An 18,352-nucleotide genomic window follows, 5' to 3' on the forward strand; every position below is an offset into this window, starting at 1 on the left:
CCCGCATAACGTACATTATTGATTTTAAATATAGCCCTATGGCGACAAGCCAAATTTTTTCTAAATTGTCGCGCAATGGAAACGACATCGATAGTTTTACCTAGCGCTCTCACTGCCGCGAACAGCAAAAAGCTGCTTTCGAGTTGCAGGAGTGCACTCACCAAAGGGGAGCTTCATCTGGACGGATCAAGCCTAGCCTCGATGGACTATAGCGCCGATGCCTTTTTTGCACTTTTAGCGGAACTTTCCGAAAAGACGGGCAACAAACTCGTCCTCGAGCATTTTTCGCCTGAAATCAAGCAGCATTTGCAGAACCTCCGCAAGATGGCTCCACCCGAGAAGCCGCAGCGCGAAACCAACAACATCCTCGAAATGATGGGTGGTGCCGGTTTTTCGCTGCTCAAGGAAGTCTTCGAAGTCCTCGTTTTGCTCTTTACGGCAATTTACTGGACGCTTGTCGGACCGTTCGACAAAGGTAAAATCCACTTTGGCGGTATCACGAAGCAGATGTTCAAGTCGGGCAGTGAAGCCATGGGCATTTGCTTCTTGTTCGTGGGCCTCATCTGCCTTACGATGGCTCTCCAAAGTTCGGTGATGCTGAATGCGGTCGGCGGCGGCTCTTACCTCGCTTCGGGGCTTGGGTTCCTCATTTTTGCAGAAATCGGCCCGCTCCTCACGACGATTATTTTGGCAGGGCGTTCCGGTAGCGCCATGGCGGCAGAAATTGCAAACATGAGCGTCTGCGAAGAAGTCAAGGCTCTAAAGTCCATGGCCATCCCGCCGGTGCAGTACCTCGTGGTCCCGCGTTTTATCGCCTTGAGCATCACGACGCCGATCCTCTCGTTTAGCGCGTCCATCGTCGGTAGTTTCGCCGGATTCCTCATTGCGTATTTCTTCTGCGATATTTCTTTCTCGAACTACATGATGGGGCTTCGCGACGGCATCGACCCGATGACGTTCCTCAAAAGCACAATCAAGGCGCTTGTATTTGGCTGGATTGTAACGCTCATCGCCTGCAACAAGGGCCTCAACGCCCATGGCGGTGCAGAAGCGGTCGGTAAGGCGACCACGTCCAGTGTCGTGGCTGCGATTTGCACGATCGTGATTTCGGATACCCTTTTCGCCTTCATTTTCTACTAGAGGTCAATATGGACGAAATTCTAAAAGTTGACCATTTGAAAGCGAGCTACGGCAACGAGACTATCCTCAAGGATATTTCGTTTGGTGTCAAGAAGGGCGAAATCCGCATGGTGCTCGGCAGTTCCGGCTGCGGTAAGTCGACGCTATTAAACAACGTGCTCAAGTTCATCAAGTCCGATGCGGGTACAATCACGTACTTCGGAAAGTCGTTCGGTCCCAAGGAAGGTCTCGACAGCGAAACGCGCATGCGCACCGGAGTACTCTTCCAGAGTGGCGCTCTGCTTGCGGACTTGACCGTCGCCGAAAACGCGATGCTCCCGCTCAAGCGCAGCATGCCCTACATGCCCAAGAGCCAGATGGAAGCGATCGTTGCTGACCGCCTCGAAAAGGTGCACCTGCTCCACGCGTTCCACAAGTTCCCCGGCGAGATTTCTGGCGGTATGAAAAAGCGTGCCGCACTCGCCCGCGCGATTGCGCTCAAGCCAGAACTCCTGTTCTGCGATGAACCGTCCACAGGCCTTGACCCGGTGACCGCCCGTTCGCTCGACGAGCTGCTCCTCGAACTGCGCGATACGCTTGGCGTCTCGATGGTGATCGTGAGCCACGAACTTGAAAGCATCAAGATTGTCTGCGACCGCTTTGTGTACCTCAAGGACGGCTACGTCCTGAAAGATGCGACTTTGAAAGAAGGCATGGAATCCGACGATCCCATCCTCAGGCATTTCTTCAATAGGCAGTGCCCGAAAGAATACAATGCCGAAGACTTTTACCACTTTGATTTTATTGATTGAGTTGGAGAAATAATGGAAACCACCCGATCCGAAAGAATAAAACTTGGCGCATTTATGCTCTTTTGCGGAGTACTTATTTGCGTATTCCTGGGTTACGTGCTCAAGCGTTATCTGAGCGAACAATACGACAACTACTATACCATTTTCGACACGGACGTGAACGGGCTTTTTGTCGATGCCAAGGTGAAACTGAACGGTATTGCCGTCGGTAGCGTCACGAACATTACCATCAACGAGAAGGACTTGAACCAGGTCGTCGTTGAATTCAAGGTGCAGCGCGGAACCCCGATCAAGATCGGCACACGCGCCGGCATGACCGCAGGCATGAACCTCACCGGCGAAAAGCAGGTGATCCTCTCGGGAGGATCTTTCAGCGAACCGAACGTCCCTGAAGGCGGACTCGTACCAGCAGCCACATCTATGTTCGACCAGATTACGGGCCAGGTGGGCGACCTCTTCGGCAAGGTCACGCCGATTGTTGACGGACTTTCCATCTTGCTCACCCCGGACAACGCGGAAACCATTACGCGTACGCTCAAGAATCTCGAAAAGACGACTGCAAACCTGAGCCATTTGACTGATGACCTCGGCAAGCCACTCAAGACGATGAGCAAGTCCGCCACTTCGCTACAGAAGATTCTTGCAGAAATCGAAGAAGCAAAGCTCGCCGCGAAGACCGAACAGAATCTCACGGTACTCAAGGAAAAGCTTGAAGCAATCGACACCAAGGGCTTGAACGACAACCTGATGCAGACCGCCGAATCGATGAACAAGCTCACTCAGCGCGTGGACGCGATTGTCTACAAGAACGAAGACCAGGTCGGAAACGCCATAGATGAACTCAACGTGATTCTCGAAAACCTCGAAGAATTTACCCAGAAAATCAAGAACAACCCGTCCGCACTTATCCGCTCTGAAGCCAAGAGCGGTCGTTAATAAGGAGATACCATGCGCATTTTTAAAGCAAATCGTTTTTTGGCTGTTGCCGCACTCCTTTCAGTATTCGCGCTCACAGGTTGTGGCGGCGGATCGACCGAACCATCCCGCTACTACACAATTTCTGCGGAATCCATTTCGACCTCGGGTGCATCAAGCGACACCCGTGTGCACGTCAAGAAATTTACGATCGACCCAGCCTACCAGCGCACAAACATCGTCTACCGCGAATCGCCGTACGATTTTATGTTCTACAACCGTGATCTGTGGGCCACTCGTCCAGAACAGATTCTCACGCAGGTCGCAGGCGAATACCTGGTCAAGAGCAACATGTTCAAGTCTGTGGACTTGAAGCCGATGGGCAAGCCGGACTTTGAACTGCTCGGCAATGTCGATGCAATCGAAGAAATCGACGAAGGCGATTCGCAAGAAGCCCACCTCGCCGTGCAGCTCACGTTCCGCAAGGCCGGCGAAGATGCGCCGCTGTGGGAAAAGCGCTACGACGAACGCCAGAGCATGAGCAAGCGCGACGCACATTCTGCAGCAGAAGCGCTCTCGAAGCTCTACGCCAAGTACATGCAGGACGCTTTGGAAAACATCGCGAAAGTGAAGTAATAAATCGCGGGCCTTGCCCCATGACGAGTCAATTAAGCCCACAAAGTGGGCTTTTTTTGCGTCTAATCTCGACGAATTGTCGGGACGCTCGCCAGCAATTTTCTCGTATAGTCGTTTTGCGGATTCTTGAGGACTTCATCAGCGGGACCATGTTCTACAGCATGTCCAAAGTACATCACCAGCACTTCATCGCTTAGCGCGCGAACCACCTGCATATCGTGGCTGATAAAGAGGATACTGAGTCCAAGTTCATTCCGCAAATCGTCAAGCAAATGCAGAATCTGCGCCTGCACCGAAACATCCAAGGCACTCGTCACTTCGTCACAGAGCAGCACCTTCGGGCGCACCATCAAGCTACGCGCAATGCACAAGCGCTGGCGCTGACCACCCGAGAATTCATGCGGGAACTTGTCCATCGCCCCTGCCGGGAGCGAAACGCGGTCCAGAAGTTCTACCGCACGGGCGCAAGCCTCGTCATACGGAACGCCGCGGGCAATCACAGGCGCCGTCAAGATTTCTGTCACTGTCTGGCGCGGGTTCAAGCTGCTGAACGGATCCTGGAAAATCATCTGCACCAGGTCCGAAACGCGCACAAAATCCTTCCCGGTCCCTGCTTTGCCGCCATTCACCGGCAGTCCAAACAAATTAACTTTACCGCTAGAAACCGGCACAAGCCCTACTAAAGACTTCACGAGAGTCGACTTTCCGCACCCAGACTCCCCCACGATCGAAAGAATCTTCCCTTGCGGGAGCGTGAACGAGACATTGTCTACGGCAGTGAAATAATCCTTGACCTTGCTAAAAACGCCCCCGCGAATCGGGAACTTGACCGTAAGCCCGTTTACCTCGATAGCAGGAACCGTACTATCAAATTTTTCGGTATTCATCAACCATCCAACTCAGCAAGAGCGTCCTGAACATTCTTTTCGGTCGCAATCAAAATCTGCCTACACTTGCGCAAAAGCTGCGTAGCCTCTTGAACCTCAACAGCAAGTTCATCTATTTCCATCTCGGAATTGTCGATTTTCGAAAGAATTTCTTCTAAACGCGTCATTGCGTTTTTATATTCAAAATTTTGCGCACTCATATTCACGAATATAGTTAGATTTAATTCAAATGAATTTGTTCTACCGTTCCACATTCCCCCTTTTTGTAACCATCGCCCTTTTAGGCGTATTTCTTGCTGGTTGTCTCGACGCCCCCAGCGATCCAGACGATTTACAACCCGTCGAATCCGTAAGCATCAAAATCAAGCAAGACAAGGGCGACTACTCAACCGTTCTCAAGGTGCACCCGTCAGATTCAGCAACCATTTTAGCAACCGTCGAACCTGAAAAATTGCAGAAGGACCTCTCGTTCAAATGGTACTACACATTTGAAGGGAAAGACAGCCTACTTCAAAAAGGGGAACAGTTCACTTTTTATCCTAGCCGTTCCGAAAGCACGATTCCAAATAAACTCATAGTAAGCGATAAAGAAGGCAACAAGCAGACTTACGAATTTTCAGTCATCATCAACACCGCCCCAGTCCTTTCAGATTCTACAATTCCCGTAAATGGCGATACACTCTACGGGACAAAAGAATCTGCATTTTTATTCGAGTGGTACAGTCTGGATATGGATTTGGCCAACGGCGACACTCTGTTCCACATTCTAGAAATTGACAGTACGCAATACGATGTCGGAACCCTTATGCAAGTCAAGCAATCCGGCTTCAAAGCCGGGAAACACTCATTCCGCATCATTGTCCGCGATTTATACGGAGACTCAGACACGATCGCCTATAAAAGTTTTTATGTCGTTGACACTCTGGAGGCAAAATGAATTTCTTAAAAGGATTCCTCATTGCTGTTACAGCATTTCTGCTCCAGTCCTGCTTCAATTCTGACGACCATTTATTCGATGCCGCACAAGCAGTCGATATCAAAGTTGAAACAACTCTTTCGAACTCCATGACGGACTATTCGAAAATCGTCAAGGCAGATACATTCAACATCAACGACACCATTTTTTTCATTACCACAATCAGTCCAAACAAAGTCATCAAAGTTCAAGATTACCAATGGTTGATGGACGGGAAATATTGTTCTTCGGAATACAATTTCAAAAAGCAAATTACAGAACCTGGGTACCACAAATTCACATTCATGCTAAAAGATTACTTCGGAGACATGCACTATGACTCGCTAGAAATCTGGATTGCGCCAAGCCCAACATTAAACGACAGCACCTTTACGCCAGCCGAAGGGACACAAGCAATCGACCCCTACGAAGCCATTTACTTTACATGGAGTGCAAAGACCGAAGGGATTAAACTTGCGCACCGATACTCATTTTCCCTAAGCGAACAAAGCTATGCAAATGCAAAATCTACATTCACAACAATCGACACCATTTTAACAGAACCGCATTTCATATACCACAACAAGCTGAATCCATTAAAAAAATACAATTGGACCGTTCAAGCCATCAACGAATACGGCCTTATTTCAGAAGAAAAAATCGAATCATTCTTTTTCACAAAGGGTCTTCCTGGCGAAGGTTCATTTAGCTCGACCATCGACATCGGAAACGCGACAGCAGTTCCAATCCATTTATCTTTACAGAACACCCGCAACAAAGACGCATCCATCCATTACAACCTTTCCGTTTCAAAGACGAACAATGAAATTTCATTGGGAAGTATTCCCGCAGGTGACTACCATTTAGTGGTAAGTTCCGACTATCCGGACTTTAAAGAAATCTACAAGGACATCTGCATTAACGAAGGTTTTGTAACAACCGCAAGGTCTATAAAACTCATCGATTCAATTGCGCCTGTTATTAAAGCCTACTCCAGTCACGACACCATCGCCTACGCCGACACACTCCAGTTCATCGTCAAAGATGGAGGAGAAGCCATTTCACTACAAAATATTTCCGTCAACCTGGAAGGCGAACCCGTTGTAGACAAGACATACAAAGACAGCATTTTAACGGTGATTCTCAAAAAAACAGACCAGAGCTGGGCCTACAGAATTCTCAACATTTCAGCAATGGACCGAAGCCAAAATTCAGCTAAAAAATCATTCTATATCATGCCAAGCACATTCTGGTTTGAGACAAACAACGACACAACAATTGCAAACAATGAATCTATTGACTTTTTCGTCATAGACCACAACCCATTCGATCTCAAAGTAGATACCATAAGGTTTTTCAACATCACTCAAAACAAGTCGATCATTTCAATTCCAGGATCAAAAAGCAACACATATACGGCAAACCTTGAAGCAAGCCTTTTTGAACCTGAGCAGACAATACAATCCACCGTCATTTACAAAAACGGCATGCAGCAAAGCAAAAACTGGACACTCACTGTTACTAAAGCCACATCGAAGGAGGAAGAATAATGTACCACAAAATTTTTCCGATTTCAGCAGTCTTAGCAACAGCATCACTTTTGCTTATCGCCTGCACTGATTCCAAAATAAATTCATCGGACATTCCCGAAATAACGCAATCTATTTTTGTGGTTCCAGAAAGCTATTACGGAAATCCATACGAAAGCAAGCGCTACCATCCATCCGATGAATTCTTTGTCAATGTCAACGAAAAAATCAAAATATGCGGCATCTATTCCCTTGATGGAAATTACATTTCCTCAGAAGAGTCGACTCCGTATTACAACACACACAGATGGCTAATCGACAACAAGGACGTAAACGCATCTACGGTTTACCAAAGCTTTGACAAGGCTGGGATTCACAAAGTCACGTTCGAAACTGTAGACCATATCGGAGATACCATTCGAACGGGTGCCACAATTTACGTAAATATGCCGTCCACCGTTTCTCTCCAGACACCTGCAAACAACTACAACCAAGTTGACGGGAAAAATGCAAACGGTCTTGAGCTTTCGTGGAATGTTTCTGGCATCGATCCCTGGGAAACCTCTTTTTGCACCGTTTACGCAAGCTATGACATAGATTCCGTCTGGGGCGCCCCACTAGGCAACACCAGCTGTTCCGAAGGCGCCAACTTGCTCGGAGAACTTGATTTATACATCAACGAAAAAGGGGATTCCATCAACCACGACATAGAAAGTTCCACAATTTATTGGGGTGTAGAAGCATCCATCAAAAATGGTAGAGGATCCGTAGAACACGCATTTAGCGAAGTCTTCAGCTTTTCGACAAAGCTGCACAACAGCGAAAATGCCATCATCGAAATTCCTGTCGCATGCCAATTTGATCAGTATCCCGAGAAAGCCTCGCTGAACGGGGCCATCATTTCGGCCACAGGAGATACACTCTTTAGAATATCCAATGCTAAAGCCAATACCGTCATCCGCAAAGAGCTTTTGCCTCAATCAAATATCAAAATTGTCGTTTGCGACAGCATCCGTACAGAATTCGGCTGTGATTCCATGATGATTGATTTGGCGCCCAGCACAAAAACAACGACAGACACACTGTTCTTGCGTGACAAAGTCAAGCCGAATATGGTTCCTGTCGAGACTGTGGTTCCAACTAATTCAGCTCTAAGATTTTTCATTTTCGATAATGGCGCAGGCGTCAACGCTTCAAAAATTCAAGCATTCGTCAACAACGATTCTTTACAAACAAAATTCGAAAACCACATACTATCGATACCGAACACTTGCAAAAAAGAATGCAATCTTGTCATAAAAGCCGAAGACTATGCTCGTAACAAGGCTCCCAATGTTTATTGGAAAATCAAAGTCAATGGTACTGAAACAAAAATTACAGGACCATTTTCAAAAACGGAGGAATAAGCGATGACATCAAACAAAACCTCCATCATTTTCATTTTGCTTTTTACACTTTGCAATATTTCCTTTGGACAGCAGGACTCCCTACAGGACACACTCAAAAGCACTCAGCAAAAAAGCATCACCCGTTATCTGCATATAGCAACAAACCCTTCGACGGTCGATTTGTTCACTGGCACTTTACAGCCAGATTTCGCAAGCAGGCCCAATTACGTTTCGCCAGCGTTCATCCCCGTCTCTAGCGGAGATGACAATGTAATTGTTTCATTTTTCCATCCAGATTACGCCGATACGACTATAAACATCAAGCTGTCTAAAAAAGACACGTCTTTCATAATTGTAGCACTACGCCAGACGTATGACGAAGAAACCATCGAGAACAACCAAAAGCTTATGAAACACAGAAACAAGCGCATCCTCGGGAGTTACCTACGATGGGCATCCATTGCACCTTTTACGATCAGCGGGATTTCAGCAATAGTTTCGCTATACAATATAAGCAAAGCCAAGGACCACAAAAAGGCAATGGAGCATACTCACTTTATGAACGAAAAATACGATGAGCACAAGATGAATTTTAAAGATCATAAAGGTAGCGCACAAACCGCCAAAACGGTCTCTGGAATTTTCTTTTTTACAGGTTTAACATTTCTCACCGCAGGATTCGTCCTTTCATTTTAGGTAGAACATGAAAAAGATCTTCTTACTTATCGCATTCGCTTTAACAGCCGCCTTCGCAGATTCCGAAGGGATTTTTGTGGATGTCGAACTGCTGTCTGGCACCCATCAACGAGCAAAGTTCCTAGGCATCGAAAACGATACCGTAAGCCTCGGCGGCTACATCCAGAATAAATTTACCGTTGTAAAAATTGCCAAAAAGCAATTCAAGAAAATTATCGATGAGCACGGGAACGATCTGCTAAATGGATCTCCGCAAATCATACCTAGTTCGAGTTCTGTAGCCTCGAGTTCGGCAACTGCTCTTTCTAGCGCTACAGTTGCAAAAGCAGACACCGTCGAGGTCCCTAAACAAGATTCTGTAACAACCGAAAAAAAGGTCCAACAGCCGCACAAAACAGTTCTTATCGCCTACACGACCGAAGGTGTCTCGCAAAGCATAGCCGATCAGTTCACAGCGCTAACAGCCCGCATTTTGATGGAATCCGGCGAGAACCTGCAAATCATGCGTAAAAGCGATATTCAAAACTGCGATGACAACATCTGCATCCAAAGCGAACTCGCTTCCCACGGATTCAAGTCCATCTATCTCGGAGAAATCGTTTCCAACATCAAGACAGACAGCTTGACATTGAACTTGACACACGCTTTCTACGAAGACTCCCTTCCAATGCTGCATAGAGCAAGCGTAAACGTATCAAGGGAAAGTGCTTTCAGCGACGCCATTACAAACAACAAATTAAAGAACCAACTCTTGGACGCACAAGGCAAAGAGACTATAAAAACAAAGAAGGACAGATCTTATATCCATATCGAGACGGACCCCGACGGGGCTACAATTTCACGCGTAGACGATGAAGCCATATGCAAATCACCCTGCACATTTGTCACCACGGATACAGCCAAATTTACGGTGCATGCATACTGGAACGTCGATCGGCACCTCTGGGGCGCAAGCACAAACATTATACCACTACCAGGCGACACCGTCCATGTCTCACTCAAGCTCAAGCGCGTAGCCCCCGAAATCAGGATTCTCACATTCCCCGAAGGGGCGAACATCTACAAGGCAAATTCGCCTATTACAAAACGTTCCAAAGCGATAGCCCAAACTCCAGATAAATTCCCGGCATACAACATGGGAACAGACAGTCTTTTAATCCGCAAAGCGGGCTACCGAGACACGCTTATAAGCTTCTTTGTCGCCCCCGTTTCACAAATCGACTTAAGCATAGATCTTGAAAAGCTGACCAATTTCGATGAAATCGAAAAGCAAAAGAAATGGCTACACGATAAAAAAATGCAAACTCTTGGGGAAGCGTTTATTGGAGGTGCGGCAGGGACAATCCTCATCGGATCCTTGATGATGTACTTTGCCCACCTGGACTACAACGACGCCGACGAAATCAAGAAAGACCTTAAAATTCCTGGAGCTGTCAAGGGCAAGAATTATCAGGACAAAGTCAAAAAGAACAAGAAGCTCGTCGATCAGGGTGACAACAAGGCCATCGCAGGCGGCATTTTACTAGGAACAGGCGCCGCCCTCCTCGGCGTCGGCCTCTACTTCTATTTCTAACATCAATAACAGCAATTATTATTAAAAAAAGCGTCGGCCAAGGATGGGGAGGGTGCAGGGAGGGGCCCGTGCGGCCTTCGCAACTCCGAGCTGGGGCCCCGCCCGCATGACATACTTTTTCATATTAAAAAAAACGACTTTTATAATAAAATCAAAAAATTTATTTTTTAAATTTCTAAATTTGACCCAATGAAAAATACAGCCTTTAAAACAACAATTGCCTTAGCTCTTCTCTTTACCGCTTTTTCATTCGCAGCCGATACAGTTTCTGTAGACGCTGCAGGCGCTCTCGCAAGCACCGCAGCCGATACAGCAAAATCGACAGGGATTTACAACCAAATTATCGACTGGTACAATGACAACTTGAACTACGGCACCATCACACTCTTGATGGCGATTGAAAGCTCGTTCATTCCGTTCCCGTCTGAACTTGTCGTGCCGCCCGCCGCTTACAAGGCTTTGCAGCCGGGTTCCGGCCTCAACATCGCACTCATCGTCCTGTTTGCGACATTCGGCGCTCTCATCGGCGCCTACATCAACTACTATCTCGCAAAGATTCTCGGACGCCCGATTATCTACAAGTTCGCCGACAGCCGCCTCGGGCACTTCTTGCTGCTCGATGTCGAAAAGGTCGAAAAGGCCGAAAACTACTTCCGCGAACACGGCGCCATTTCAACGTTCGTCGGCCGCCTCATCACCGTCATCCGCCAGCTGATTTCGATTCCGGCGGGCCTTGCCAAGATGAAGCTCGCCCCGTTCACACTCTACACGTTCCTCGGCGCTGCCATCTGGAACTGCGTCCTCGCTCTGCTCGGCTACTTTGCCCACGGACAAAAGGACATTATCGAAAAGTACAACTCCGAACTTGCCATTGCATTGCTTGGATTCGGTATTCTCTTTATCGGCTACATGGTCTGGAGCGCTGTAAAGCCAAAGAAAAAGTGAGGGCAGTCATTAGTTGTTAGTTATTAGTAATCAGTTTTAAGTTTGGCGCTTTCAGCGCACCTATATAACTAATGACTAACGACCAATGACCAATGACTAAAAATTGCAATTCTTGACGCAGCGGTTATTCTGGAATTCCGCTTCTAGAGTAACCTTGCCAAAAGTGTAGCGGTGGTAAAGGCCATTGCGGATACCGCGAACGAAATTCATATCCTCCGTCAGAAATCCCATTTCGTCATACACTTTAAAGACTCCGTGAATTTGTCCATTATCAAATGGAATTTGGCGATAGAGCTTTCCATTTTCATACCATTCTTCGGACATGCCATTCAGAACTCCGCGATGGTAAGATTCGCGGCGTTTCTTTTTGCCGTTTTGGTAATAAATAATGCTAAAGCCCTCTTCTTCCCCATCCATATAGCCAACAGTTTCAAGTGGCATCCCGTTTTCATCGTACGAACGTAAAACCCCATCCAACTTGCCATCCCTATACGGAGCTTCAACGGCTAATTTCCCATTCGGATGGTACGAAAGAGCTACCCCCTCGCGCACGTCAGTACCCTTTTTGACCGTGTAAATTCGCGCCACACGTCCGTCATCAAATGTCATACGGACCGTATCAAGAGCCATATTGTTGGACTTTGGCGCCGCAAAAGCCGGGATTGCCGTGCATCCCATCACTATACACGCAAAAATTGTAAAAAAACGCTTTTTCATTGCATTATAATGTAGCATAATCCTTTTAGATTATGTATTTTGTGAGCGTCATGAACGTTACTTTTTTAAATCCCCCCTTCCACCCGATGTTCAGTCGGGAATCTAGATCCCCATGCGTAACGAAGTCCAGTACGCTTTACTGGCCAATGTTTTTGAGCTATGCTGCCGGCGTTTGTGAAGCCGACGGTAACGAAATCCAGCTTATTGACAGTCCCGCCATGGAACTCGACCTTCCGCAGACGCTCGAAGGCATTAAGAAGTTCGGCCCGGAACTTGTCATTTGCAGCACAAGCACCCCGAGTATTTTGAATGACCTCAAGGTCGTCCATGCGATTAAAGAAGCTTTGCCGAACGTGAAGGTTGCCATCATGGGTACGCACGCGACCGCCGAGCCGCTCGAATCCATGGAAATGGAACCGTCTTTGGACTACGTGGTGATTGGCGAAGCTGACTACACCTGTAGGAACCTCGTCCGCGCGCTCCGTGGCGATGGCGCTCCCGTCGGTCAGTTTGCAGGCCTTGCCTACCGCACCGCCGAAGGCAAGGTGGACTTCCAGCCCGAAGGCCCGAAGATTGAAAACCTGAACGAAATTCCGTGGGTTTCGAAGGTCTACCGCAAGCACCTTTACAGCTGCTACAAGAAGTACTTCTACGGCGCAAACCTGAACCCGCTCATCGTGATTCTCAGTGGCCGTGGTTGTCCGAACCACTGCAGCTACTGCGTGATTCCGCAGACGCTCAACGGTCACAAGTTCCGCCGCCGCGATCCGAAGGATGTTGTCGACGAACTCCAGTACATCAAGGAAAACTTCGAAGATTTAGGCGAAGTGTTCTTTGAAGATGATACGTTTACGGCAAGCCACGAACACGTGCGCCAGATTTGCAACTTGATTCTGGAACGCAATCTCAAGATTACGTGGAGCTGCAACGCCCGCGCCGATGTGCCGCTCGACTTGCTCAAGCTCATGAAGAAGGCCGGTGGCCGCGAAATGTGCGTGGGCTTCGAAAGCGCCTCCCCCGAGGTTCTCGAAAAGATCCACAAGGGCGTGAAGAACACGGACAAGGCAATTGAATTTACGAAGAATGCCCGCAAGGCAGGACTCCTCGTTCACGGATGCTTCATGGTCGGTAACCCGGGCGACACTCCGGAAACGCTCCGCATGACGCTCGACTATGCGAAGAAGCTGAACCCGAACACGGCCCAGTTCTACCCCATCATGGCTTACCCTGGCACCGAAGCCTACAAGGAAGCTCTCGCCAGCGGCGCTTTGAAGTCGAAGGATTACAGCCAGTGGCTCGACAAGGACGGTTTCCACCGCACCACGATCCAGCGCGGCGAACTCACGAGCCAGGCTCTCGTGGACTTCTGCGATAAGGCCCGCCGTGAATTCTACCTGCGTCCAAGCTATATCATCCGTCAGGGCATCATGGCCATCAAGAACCCGCGTGAACGTTACCGCGTTCTCCGTGGATTTGGTACGCTCGTGAAGCACCTGTTCCGCAAGCATGGCGAACTTGCTCCGGTCGCAAGACAGGCTCCGACGATTAAAGAATAGACGAGAGAACGGGCTACGCCCTACAGACGAGAGACGAAAGTTTCGCAAGAAGCCCGCAGTCCATAACGACTCGGGCATTTTTTATTTTGTATTTTATTATTCAAATTAATTCACTAGAGGCCAATATGATTTGCAAGAAGTGCGGAGGTATATACGATGACGACATGCAGAAATGCATGTGGTGTGACGCACCGAACGAAAGCTTGTCTTCGCAAGACGAATGTGAGACCTCATCCGCAGATTCCGAAGCGCAAGAAGAAGCCTACAAGGAATCGCTCAAAGAACTCGTCGACCCAGAACTTGAACGAGCTTTCGACGACAACGTACGACGCGGAAAAAGCGCCATTTCGTGGACAAAATTCCAGATAGTCCTAAACATACTTTTCTTCTTCGTAGAAGTAAAGACATTCGGCGCATTCCAGAACTATCAAGTTGGAACAACCGTAAGCGAAGAAGTTAAAAGCGCTTTGGGGACCATATTCCTTTTCCTTTTGTTCACCTCCATCCCCTTTTTCGTTTTCATCGGCAAAAACTGGCTATGGGTGTATCACGCCCATAAAGAACAAAGCAAATTCACAGAGACGTTTTTCGCTCCGTGGGGAGCCGTAATCTGCTACTTCATCCCCGTCGTCAATTACTTCGTCTTTAAAGCATTATTAGAAAATCAAGGCAACACGTTAAAATTACTCGGTATAAAAGCTAAAACAGAATCAAACAAGTTGCTGACATGGTTCTTTATTTTCAACATTGCAACACCCATTTTCAATTATCTCACTTTTAAAAGCTTAAATACTCCTATACGATTCATCAGTACGATTTTGTGGATTATCCTTACCGTTCTCGGCATCAAACTCATCAAAGCCGCAACAGCAAACGAGCAGGCAGTGCACGACCAGCTGGAGAACAACCGCATCAACAAAAAAGTTGAAGAGATCATTGCCCAGCGGGAAGCGGTCTAAGCAAAGCCAACAGCGCCAAAGGCGCTATCTCAGTCGGTCAAACTTTTTCATTTCTTTGTCCAAAAACGTATCGACGTATTTTGCATAAATGAGTGTCGTATCCAAATTGCGGTGGCCGAGAAGTTTGCTCGTTGCCGGGAGCGGGATTCCAATCGTAATGCATGTTGTTGCAAATGTATGCCGCGCCAAGTGGCAATGGACATACTTGTAATGCCCTAGCTTTTTAGCCGCTTTGCGGAGTGTGCGATTAAACGTCGAGTTTTCCACCACATGAAATATACGCCCAGACGTTAGCGGGTTCGGGAGCAAAAGGCGCGCCTGCACAGGAATCGGGATGTACACCGCCTCGCCCGTCTTGTGCATTTGCTTACGGATTTTCCAGTCGAAAATTTCCGAGGCATCAAGCGTACGCAAGTCCCCGTAACGGAGTCCCGTAAAACAGCTGAACAGGAACACGCGCATCACGTCATCTTCTGCCCGCGTCAAAGCGACATGCGACTCCATGTAACTCAAATAAAGATGTTTCAGCTCACGCAACGTCAAAAATCCACGACGCGAGTAGGCTCGCCCCACTTTAACATTTTCAAACGGATCGCCTTGAATTATGCCATCAGCCCTCATCTTGTTGCAAAAGATGCGAAACACCGAAAGCGCCTTGATCACAGTCGCCTCCTTGTTGTGGAGCGTTTCCAAGTGGCGTTTGTAATTCCGCACCGTCTCGGAAGTCACATTTTCGCATTCAAGTCCTGGGTCAAATAGCGAAATTTTCTTTAGATTCCAGTAATACGTGCGAACCGTCAAAGGAGCGAGTTCATCGGCATCTTTCTTTAGATAGTTTAGCGCACAGTCCAAAAAACGCATAAAGCCTCCATAAATTTAAAATGGGGGCTGAATTTAATCACGTTTTTCAATTATTTCGACTTCTGTTTAAAATAACCCACGTCCATAGATTATATTTATATTACGATTTATTGCACATTTTTTTTTTAGCGGAGGGAGCCATGAACGATATTATCCAGGCGATAAATATCTGTATCGACTTATTCAGCCTTTCCATCCTGTTCCTCATTTTAGTCCTTCTCTGGGTCGGTCACTGGCGTAACGACAGGCTTCAATATAACTTTACAGGCATGATTATCGCCTACCATGGCGTAATCATCACATACGCTATCATCCATATTTGCGACGGTGAACTTTCGGTTCCCGTTTATGCCATTGTCGATTTAGTCAGCTTTGTTTCAAGCGCGCTGTGCGTTTTCTTTTTTTCGAAATATGTATTTGCATTCCTCGAAAACAGGAAATGCGAACCGCACAAAATCATGCGTTACACGATTTACGCGCTATGCATCCTCGACTTTTTAGTAAACGTCATCGTAGACGTTTCTACAGGCGATATCACCCGCGACTGGACAACAAACGAAACTCTCGTTTCTTGGCTTGCGACCGGCATCTGGGGCATCCTTATGGCGGGAATCATCATTTATTTCCGCAAGCAGTTCGGAAGACGAACCGTCATTTTCTTTATAATCTACTTTATTCTGCCCTTTATTGCAGGCTCGGCAGCACCATATGTCGAAGGAATCCGCGTGGATATCGTCAGCGTAATTTTTGTAATTGTTTGCCTTTTTGTCGGTGTACAGGTCAGCGAAAACACTTCGCTCAAATTATTCGAAAAGCTCAGCTTCAACGATGCCATGACAGGCCTTTTTAACAGAAACTACCTGATAATGAACCCTGACGACGTGAAGCGCAAGCTCCCGTGCAGCTACGTGATGTTCGACCTAAACCACCTCAAGAAAATTAACGATAACTATGGGCACAACAAAGGGGATGAATATATCCAGAACTTCGCCAATATTTTAAAGAAGATCCTACCCGAAAACGCCGAAGCCATCCGCACCGGAGGCGATGAATTTTTGGTGATTATTCCCAAGTTCAACCGTACAAAATGCGAAGCCTTCCTAGAGCGTTTTATTGAAGAATCCAAGCAAACTCAGGTTCAGGGAATTACAGAAAGCGCAGCCTACGGCTTTGCAGTCCGCACAACAGGCCTGCATTCCGAAGAAGAAATCATTGCAGAAGCCGACGAACACATGTACTCGCAAAAGAAAGCATCACGGGAAGGAAGAGAGACTGCAACCACACCTCACGGAGGGTAGATGTACAATGTTGTTCAAGTGGCCAATATTTGTTTCGATGTTTTTGGCCTAGCTATTTTTTTGCTCATTCTAGTTCTCCTCCGTTTTGAATATTGGAGAAACGGAAGACTCCGTCATTATTTTAGCCGATTGACCATCGCCTATCTTGGAGTCATTTTTTCATACTTGATCATCCACATCAGTAAATGGGAGTTGTCCGCAACCGCGTTTCTGGCTGTAGACACTGTTGACTTTTTATCGAGCGCCCTGTGCGTGTACTTTTTTTCGCAATACGTTTTCACCTACCTCGAAAGCAAGAAAATTGAACCCAACGCAACGTTTCGCAAAATAGTCGTTGTCCTTTGCTTCGCCATATTCTTCCTGGAACTTGGCGTTGATTTGGCATCTGATGACCTTACTCAAGAGTGGAGCGCCACAGAAATCGTAATCTCCTGGCTTGCCACCGGCATTTGGGGCGTAATTATGACCGGTTACATTTTCTATTACCGCAAACAGCTTGGCAGGCGGGCATTCATCCTTTTTGCCGTTTACTGTATTTGGCCCTTTATCGCGGGTGCCATAGGCGCCTTTGCAGAAGAACTCAGCATAGACATTTTATCCCTCACAATCTTGATTACATGTATCTTCGCCGGGTTACAAGTCAGCGAAAACACTTCGCACAAGCTGTTCGAAAAACTCAGTTACCATGATGCAATGACCGGTTTTTACAACAAAAACTATCTCATCAAGAATCCCGATGATTTCAAGCGCACTCTCCCATGCAGCTACGTGATATTTGACTTGAACCACCTCAAGAGAATTAACGACAGCTATGGACATAAAAAGGGAGATGAATACATACGGAATTTCGCCAACTTTTTAAAGAGCATGGTCCCTGAAGAAGCGGAAACCATCCGCACGGGTGGCGACGAGTTCCTCGTTATTTTGCCAAAATACGACCAGGAAAAAAGCCAAGCGTTCTTGGATACTTACGCCACTAAATCTCAGATTCAAGGAATCTCCGACAGCGCCGCCTACGGCTTTGCCGTGCGCACAACTGGCGTACAGACCGAAGACGAAGTCATTGCCGCAGCTGACGAACACATGTACCAGCAAAAGAAAGCATCCCGCGAAGGGAGATAATAAAAAGACCTGGAACCAGGTCCAAGTCTTTTTTGCAATTTTTTGAAATAGTCGCGTGAACCAATTTAGGCCTTATCTAAATCAGCCTTAATGGCGAGGACATCAGCTTCAGAAAGCTCAGTGAAATCAGTAATTTCTTCAATAGGTTTGTTTTTCAATAGCATTTTCTTTGCGATTTCGCGATTTCTTTGATTTCGACCCTGTTCAAGACCTTGTTTGAGACCTTGCTCGAGACCCTGCTGCAAGCCGCTATCAATAGCCGCCTTATGGATTGCGTAGTTGTCCCATTTGGCTTTCTGAGCTTCATCGATCATTTTCTGTTCCTCTTTCGATAATTTAGCCAATTTCGCTGTCGAAAACAAGAGTTCGAACACCGTGTTCACA

18 protein-coding genes and 1 pseudogene are annotated in these 18,352 nt (G+C 47.2%); 14 read left to right on the plus strand and 5 right to left on the minus strand.

What is annotated here, in order from left to right; genetic code table 11:
• Positions 1-75: 75 nt before the first annotated feature.
• Genes ACJMM9_RS00640 through ACJMM9_RS00655 form a run of 4 tightly spaced genes read left to right on the plus strand, consistent with a single transcriptional unit; the run spans position 76 to position 3,482 of the window.
• Positions 76-1,140 carry an ABC transporter permease gene (locus tag ACJMM9_RS00640; protein WP_405322909.1) on the plus strand — a complete coding sequence of 355 codons (1,065 nt, stop codon included), beginning with the start codon at positions 76-78 and terminating at the stop codon, positions 1,138-1,140.
• 8 nt (positions 1,141-1,148) lie between these two features.
• On the plus strand, positions 1,149-1,931 hold the full coding sequence (locus ACJMM9_RS00645) for an ABC transporter ATP-binding protein (RefSeq protein WP_405322911.1): 783 nt from the start codon (positions 1,149-1,151) through the stop codon (positions 1,929-1,931).
• Between the two features lie 12 nt (positions 1,932-1,943).
• Complete coding sequence (locus tag ACJMM9_RS00650) at positions 1,944-2,867, plus strand: MlaD family protein (RefSeq protein WP_405322914.1); 924 nt, start codon at positions 1,944-1,946, stop codon at positions 2,865-2,867.
• A gap of 12 nt (positions 2,868-2,879) precedes the next feature.
• Positions 2,880-3,482, plus strand: coding sequence for an ABC-type transport auxiliary lipoprotein family protein (locus ACJMM9_RS00655; protein WP_405322916.1), 603 nt, complete (start codon positions 2,880-2,882; stop codon positions 3,480-3,482).
• A gap of 62 nt (positions 3,483-3,544) precedes the next feature.
• On the opposite strand, the gene ACJMM9_RS00660 is transcribed toward ACJMM9_RS00655, so the two are convergent.
• The gene (locus ACJMM9_RS00660) at positions 3,545-4,369 is read right to left on the minus strand and encodes an ABC transporter ATP-binding protein (protein WP_405322918.1); all 825 of its coding nucleotides are present in this window, start codon (positions 4,367-4,369) and stop codon (positions 3,545-3,547) included.
• Complete coding sequence (gene xseB, locus ACJMM9_RS00665) at positions 4,369-4,536, minus strand: exodeoxyribonuclease VII small subunit (protein WP_244263647.1); 168 nt, start codon at positions 4,534-4,536, stop codon at positions 4,369-4,371. Before xseB ends, ACJMM9_RS00660 begins: the two co-directional genes overlap by 1 nt.
• A 62-nt stretch (positions 4,537-4,598) precedes the next feature.
• On the opposite strand from xseB, the gene ACJMM9_RS00670 reads away from it, so the two are divergent.
• From ACJMM9_RS00670 to ACJMM9_RS00695, 6 genes are all read left to right on the plus strand, one after another.
• A complete protein-coding gene (locus ACJMM9_RS00670) occupies positions 4,599-5,306 on the plus strand; it encodes a hypothetical protein (RefSeq protein WP_405322920.1) in 708 nt (235 codons plus the stop codon).
• A complete protein-coding gene (locus ACJMM9_RS00675) occupies positions 5,303-6,874 on the plus strand; it encodes a hypothetical protein (RefSeq protein ID WP_405322922.1) in 1,572 nt (523 codons plus the stop codon). Before ACJMM9_RS00670 ends, ACJMM9_RS00675 begins: the two co-directional genes overlap by 4 nt.
• Positions 6,874-8,259, plus strand: a complete 1,386-nt coding sequence (locus tag ACJMM9_RS00680; RefSeq protein WP_405322924.1) for a hypothetical protein — start codon at positions 6,874-6,876, stop codon at positions 8,257-8,259. The genes ACJMM9_RS00675 and ACJMM9_RS00680 overlap by 1 nt, the downstream gene beginning before the upstream one ends.
• A 3-nt stretch (positions 8,260-8,262) precedes the next feature.
• Positions 8,263-8,937, plus strand: a complete 675-nt coding sequence (locus ACJMM9_RS00685; protein ID WP_405322926.1) for a hypothetical protein — start codon at positions 8,263-8,265, stop codon at positions 8,935-8,937.
• 7 nt (positions 8,938-8,944) lie between these two features.
• Entirely contained in the window at positions 8,945-10,510 is a 1,566-nt protein-coding gene (locus ACJMM9_RS00690; RefSeq protein WP_405322928.1) for a hypothetical protein, read from the plus strand.
• Between the two features lie 189 nt (positions 10,511-10,699).
• Positions 10,700-11,455, plus strand: coding sequence for a DedA family protein (locus ACJMM9_RS00695; RefSeq protein WP_405322931.1), 756 nt, complete (start codon positions 10,700-10,702; stop codon positions 11,453-11,455).
• Positions 11,456-11,551: 96 nt separating this feature from the next.
• Here ACJMM9_RS00695 and ACJMM9_RS00700 read toward each other — a convergent pair whose 3' ends face one another.
• A complete protein-coding gene (locus ACJMM9_RS00700) occupies positions 11,552-12,172 on the minus strand; it encodes a toxin-antitoxin system YwqK family antitoxin (protein ID WP_405322934.1) in 621 nt (206 codons plus the stop codon).
• Between the two features lie 146 nt (positions 12,173-12,318).
• Here ACJMM9_RS00700 and ACJMM9_RS00705 point away from each other — a divergent pair, with 146 nt between their 5' ends.
• Together ACJMM9_RS00705 and ACJMM9_RS00710 are read left to right on the plus strand one after the other, a co-directional pair.
• Entirely contained in the window at positions 12,319-13,728 is a 1,410-nt protein-coding gene (locus ACJMM9_RS00705) for a B12-binding domain-containing radical SAM protein (protein WP_405322936.1), read from the plus strand.
• 125 nt (positions 13,729-13,853) lie between these two features.
• Positions 13,854-14,687: a hypothetical protein gene (locus tag ACJMM9_RS00710; protein WP_405322938.1), complete on the plus strand. Its 834-nt coding sequence runs from the start codon at positions 13,854-13,856 to the stop codon at positions 14,685-14,687.
• Between the two features lie 24 nt (positions 14,688-14,711).
• Here the strand turns inward: ACJMM9_RS00710 and ACJMM9_RS00715 are convergent, their stop codons facing one another.
• The gene (locus ACJMM9_RS00715) at positions 14,712-15,548 is read right to left on the minus strand and encodes a tyrosine-type recombinase/integrase (protein WP_405322940.1); all 837 of its coding nucleotides are present in this window, start codon (positions 15,546-15,548) and stop codon (positions 14,712-14,714) included.
• A 140-nt stretch (positions 15,549-15,688) separates the two neighbouring features.
• Between ACJMM9_RS00715 and ACJMM9_RS00720 the strand changes: the two genes are divergently transcribed.
• A complete protein-coding gene (locus ACJMM9_RS00720) occupies positions 15,689-16,846 on the plus strand; it encodes a GGDEF domain-containing protein (RefSeq protein WP_405322941.1) in 1,158 nt (385 codons plus the stop codon).
• 252 nt (positions 16,847-17,098) lie between these two features.
• Entirely contained in the window at positions 17,099-17,968 is an 870-nt protein-coding gene (locus tag ACJMM9_RS00725; RefSeq protein ID WP_405322942.1) for a GGDEF domain-containing protein, read from the plus strand.
• Positions 17,969-18,033: 65 nt separating this feature from the next.
• On the opposite strand, the pseudogene ACJMM9_RS00730 reads toward ACJMM9_RS00725, so the two are convergent.
• Positions 18,034-18,352, minus strand: a pseudogene (locus ACJMM9_RS00730) (hypothetical protein); the annotation flags it as partial.

It is taken from the genome of Fibrobacter sp., from assembly GCF_045112255.1.
Classification (GTDB): Bacteria; Fibrobacterota; Fibrobacteria; order Fibrobacterales; family Fibrobacteraceae; genus Fibrobacter.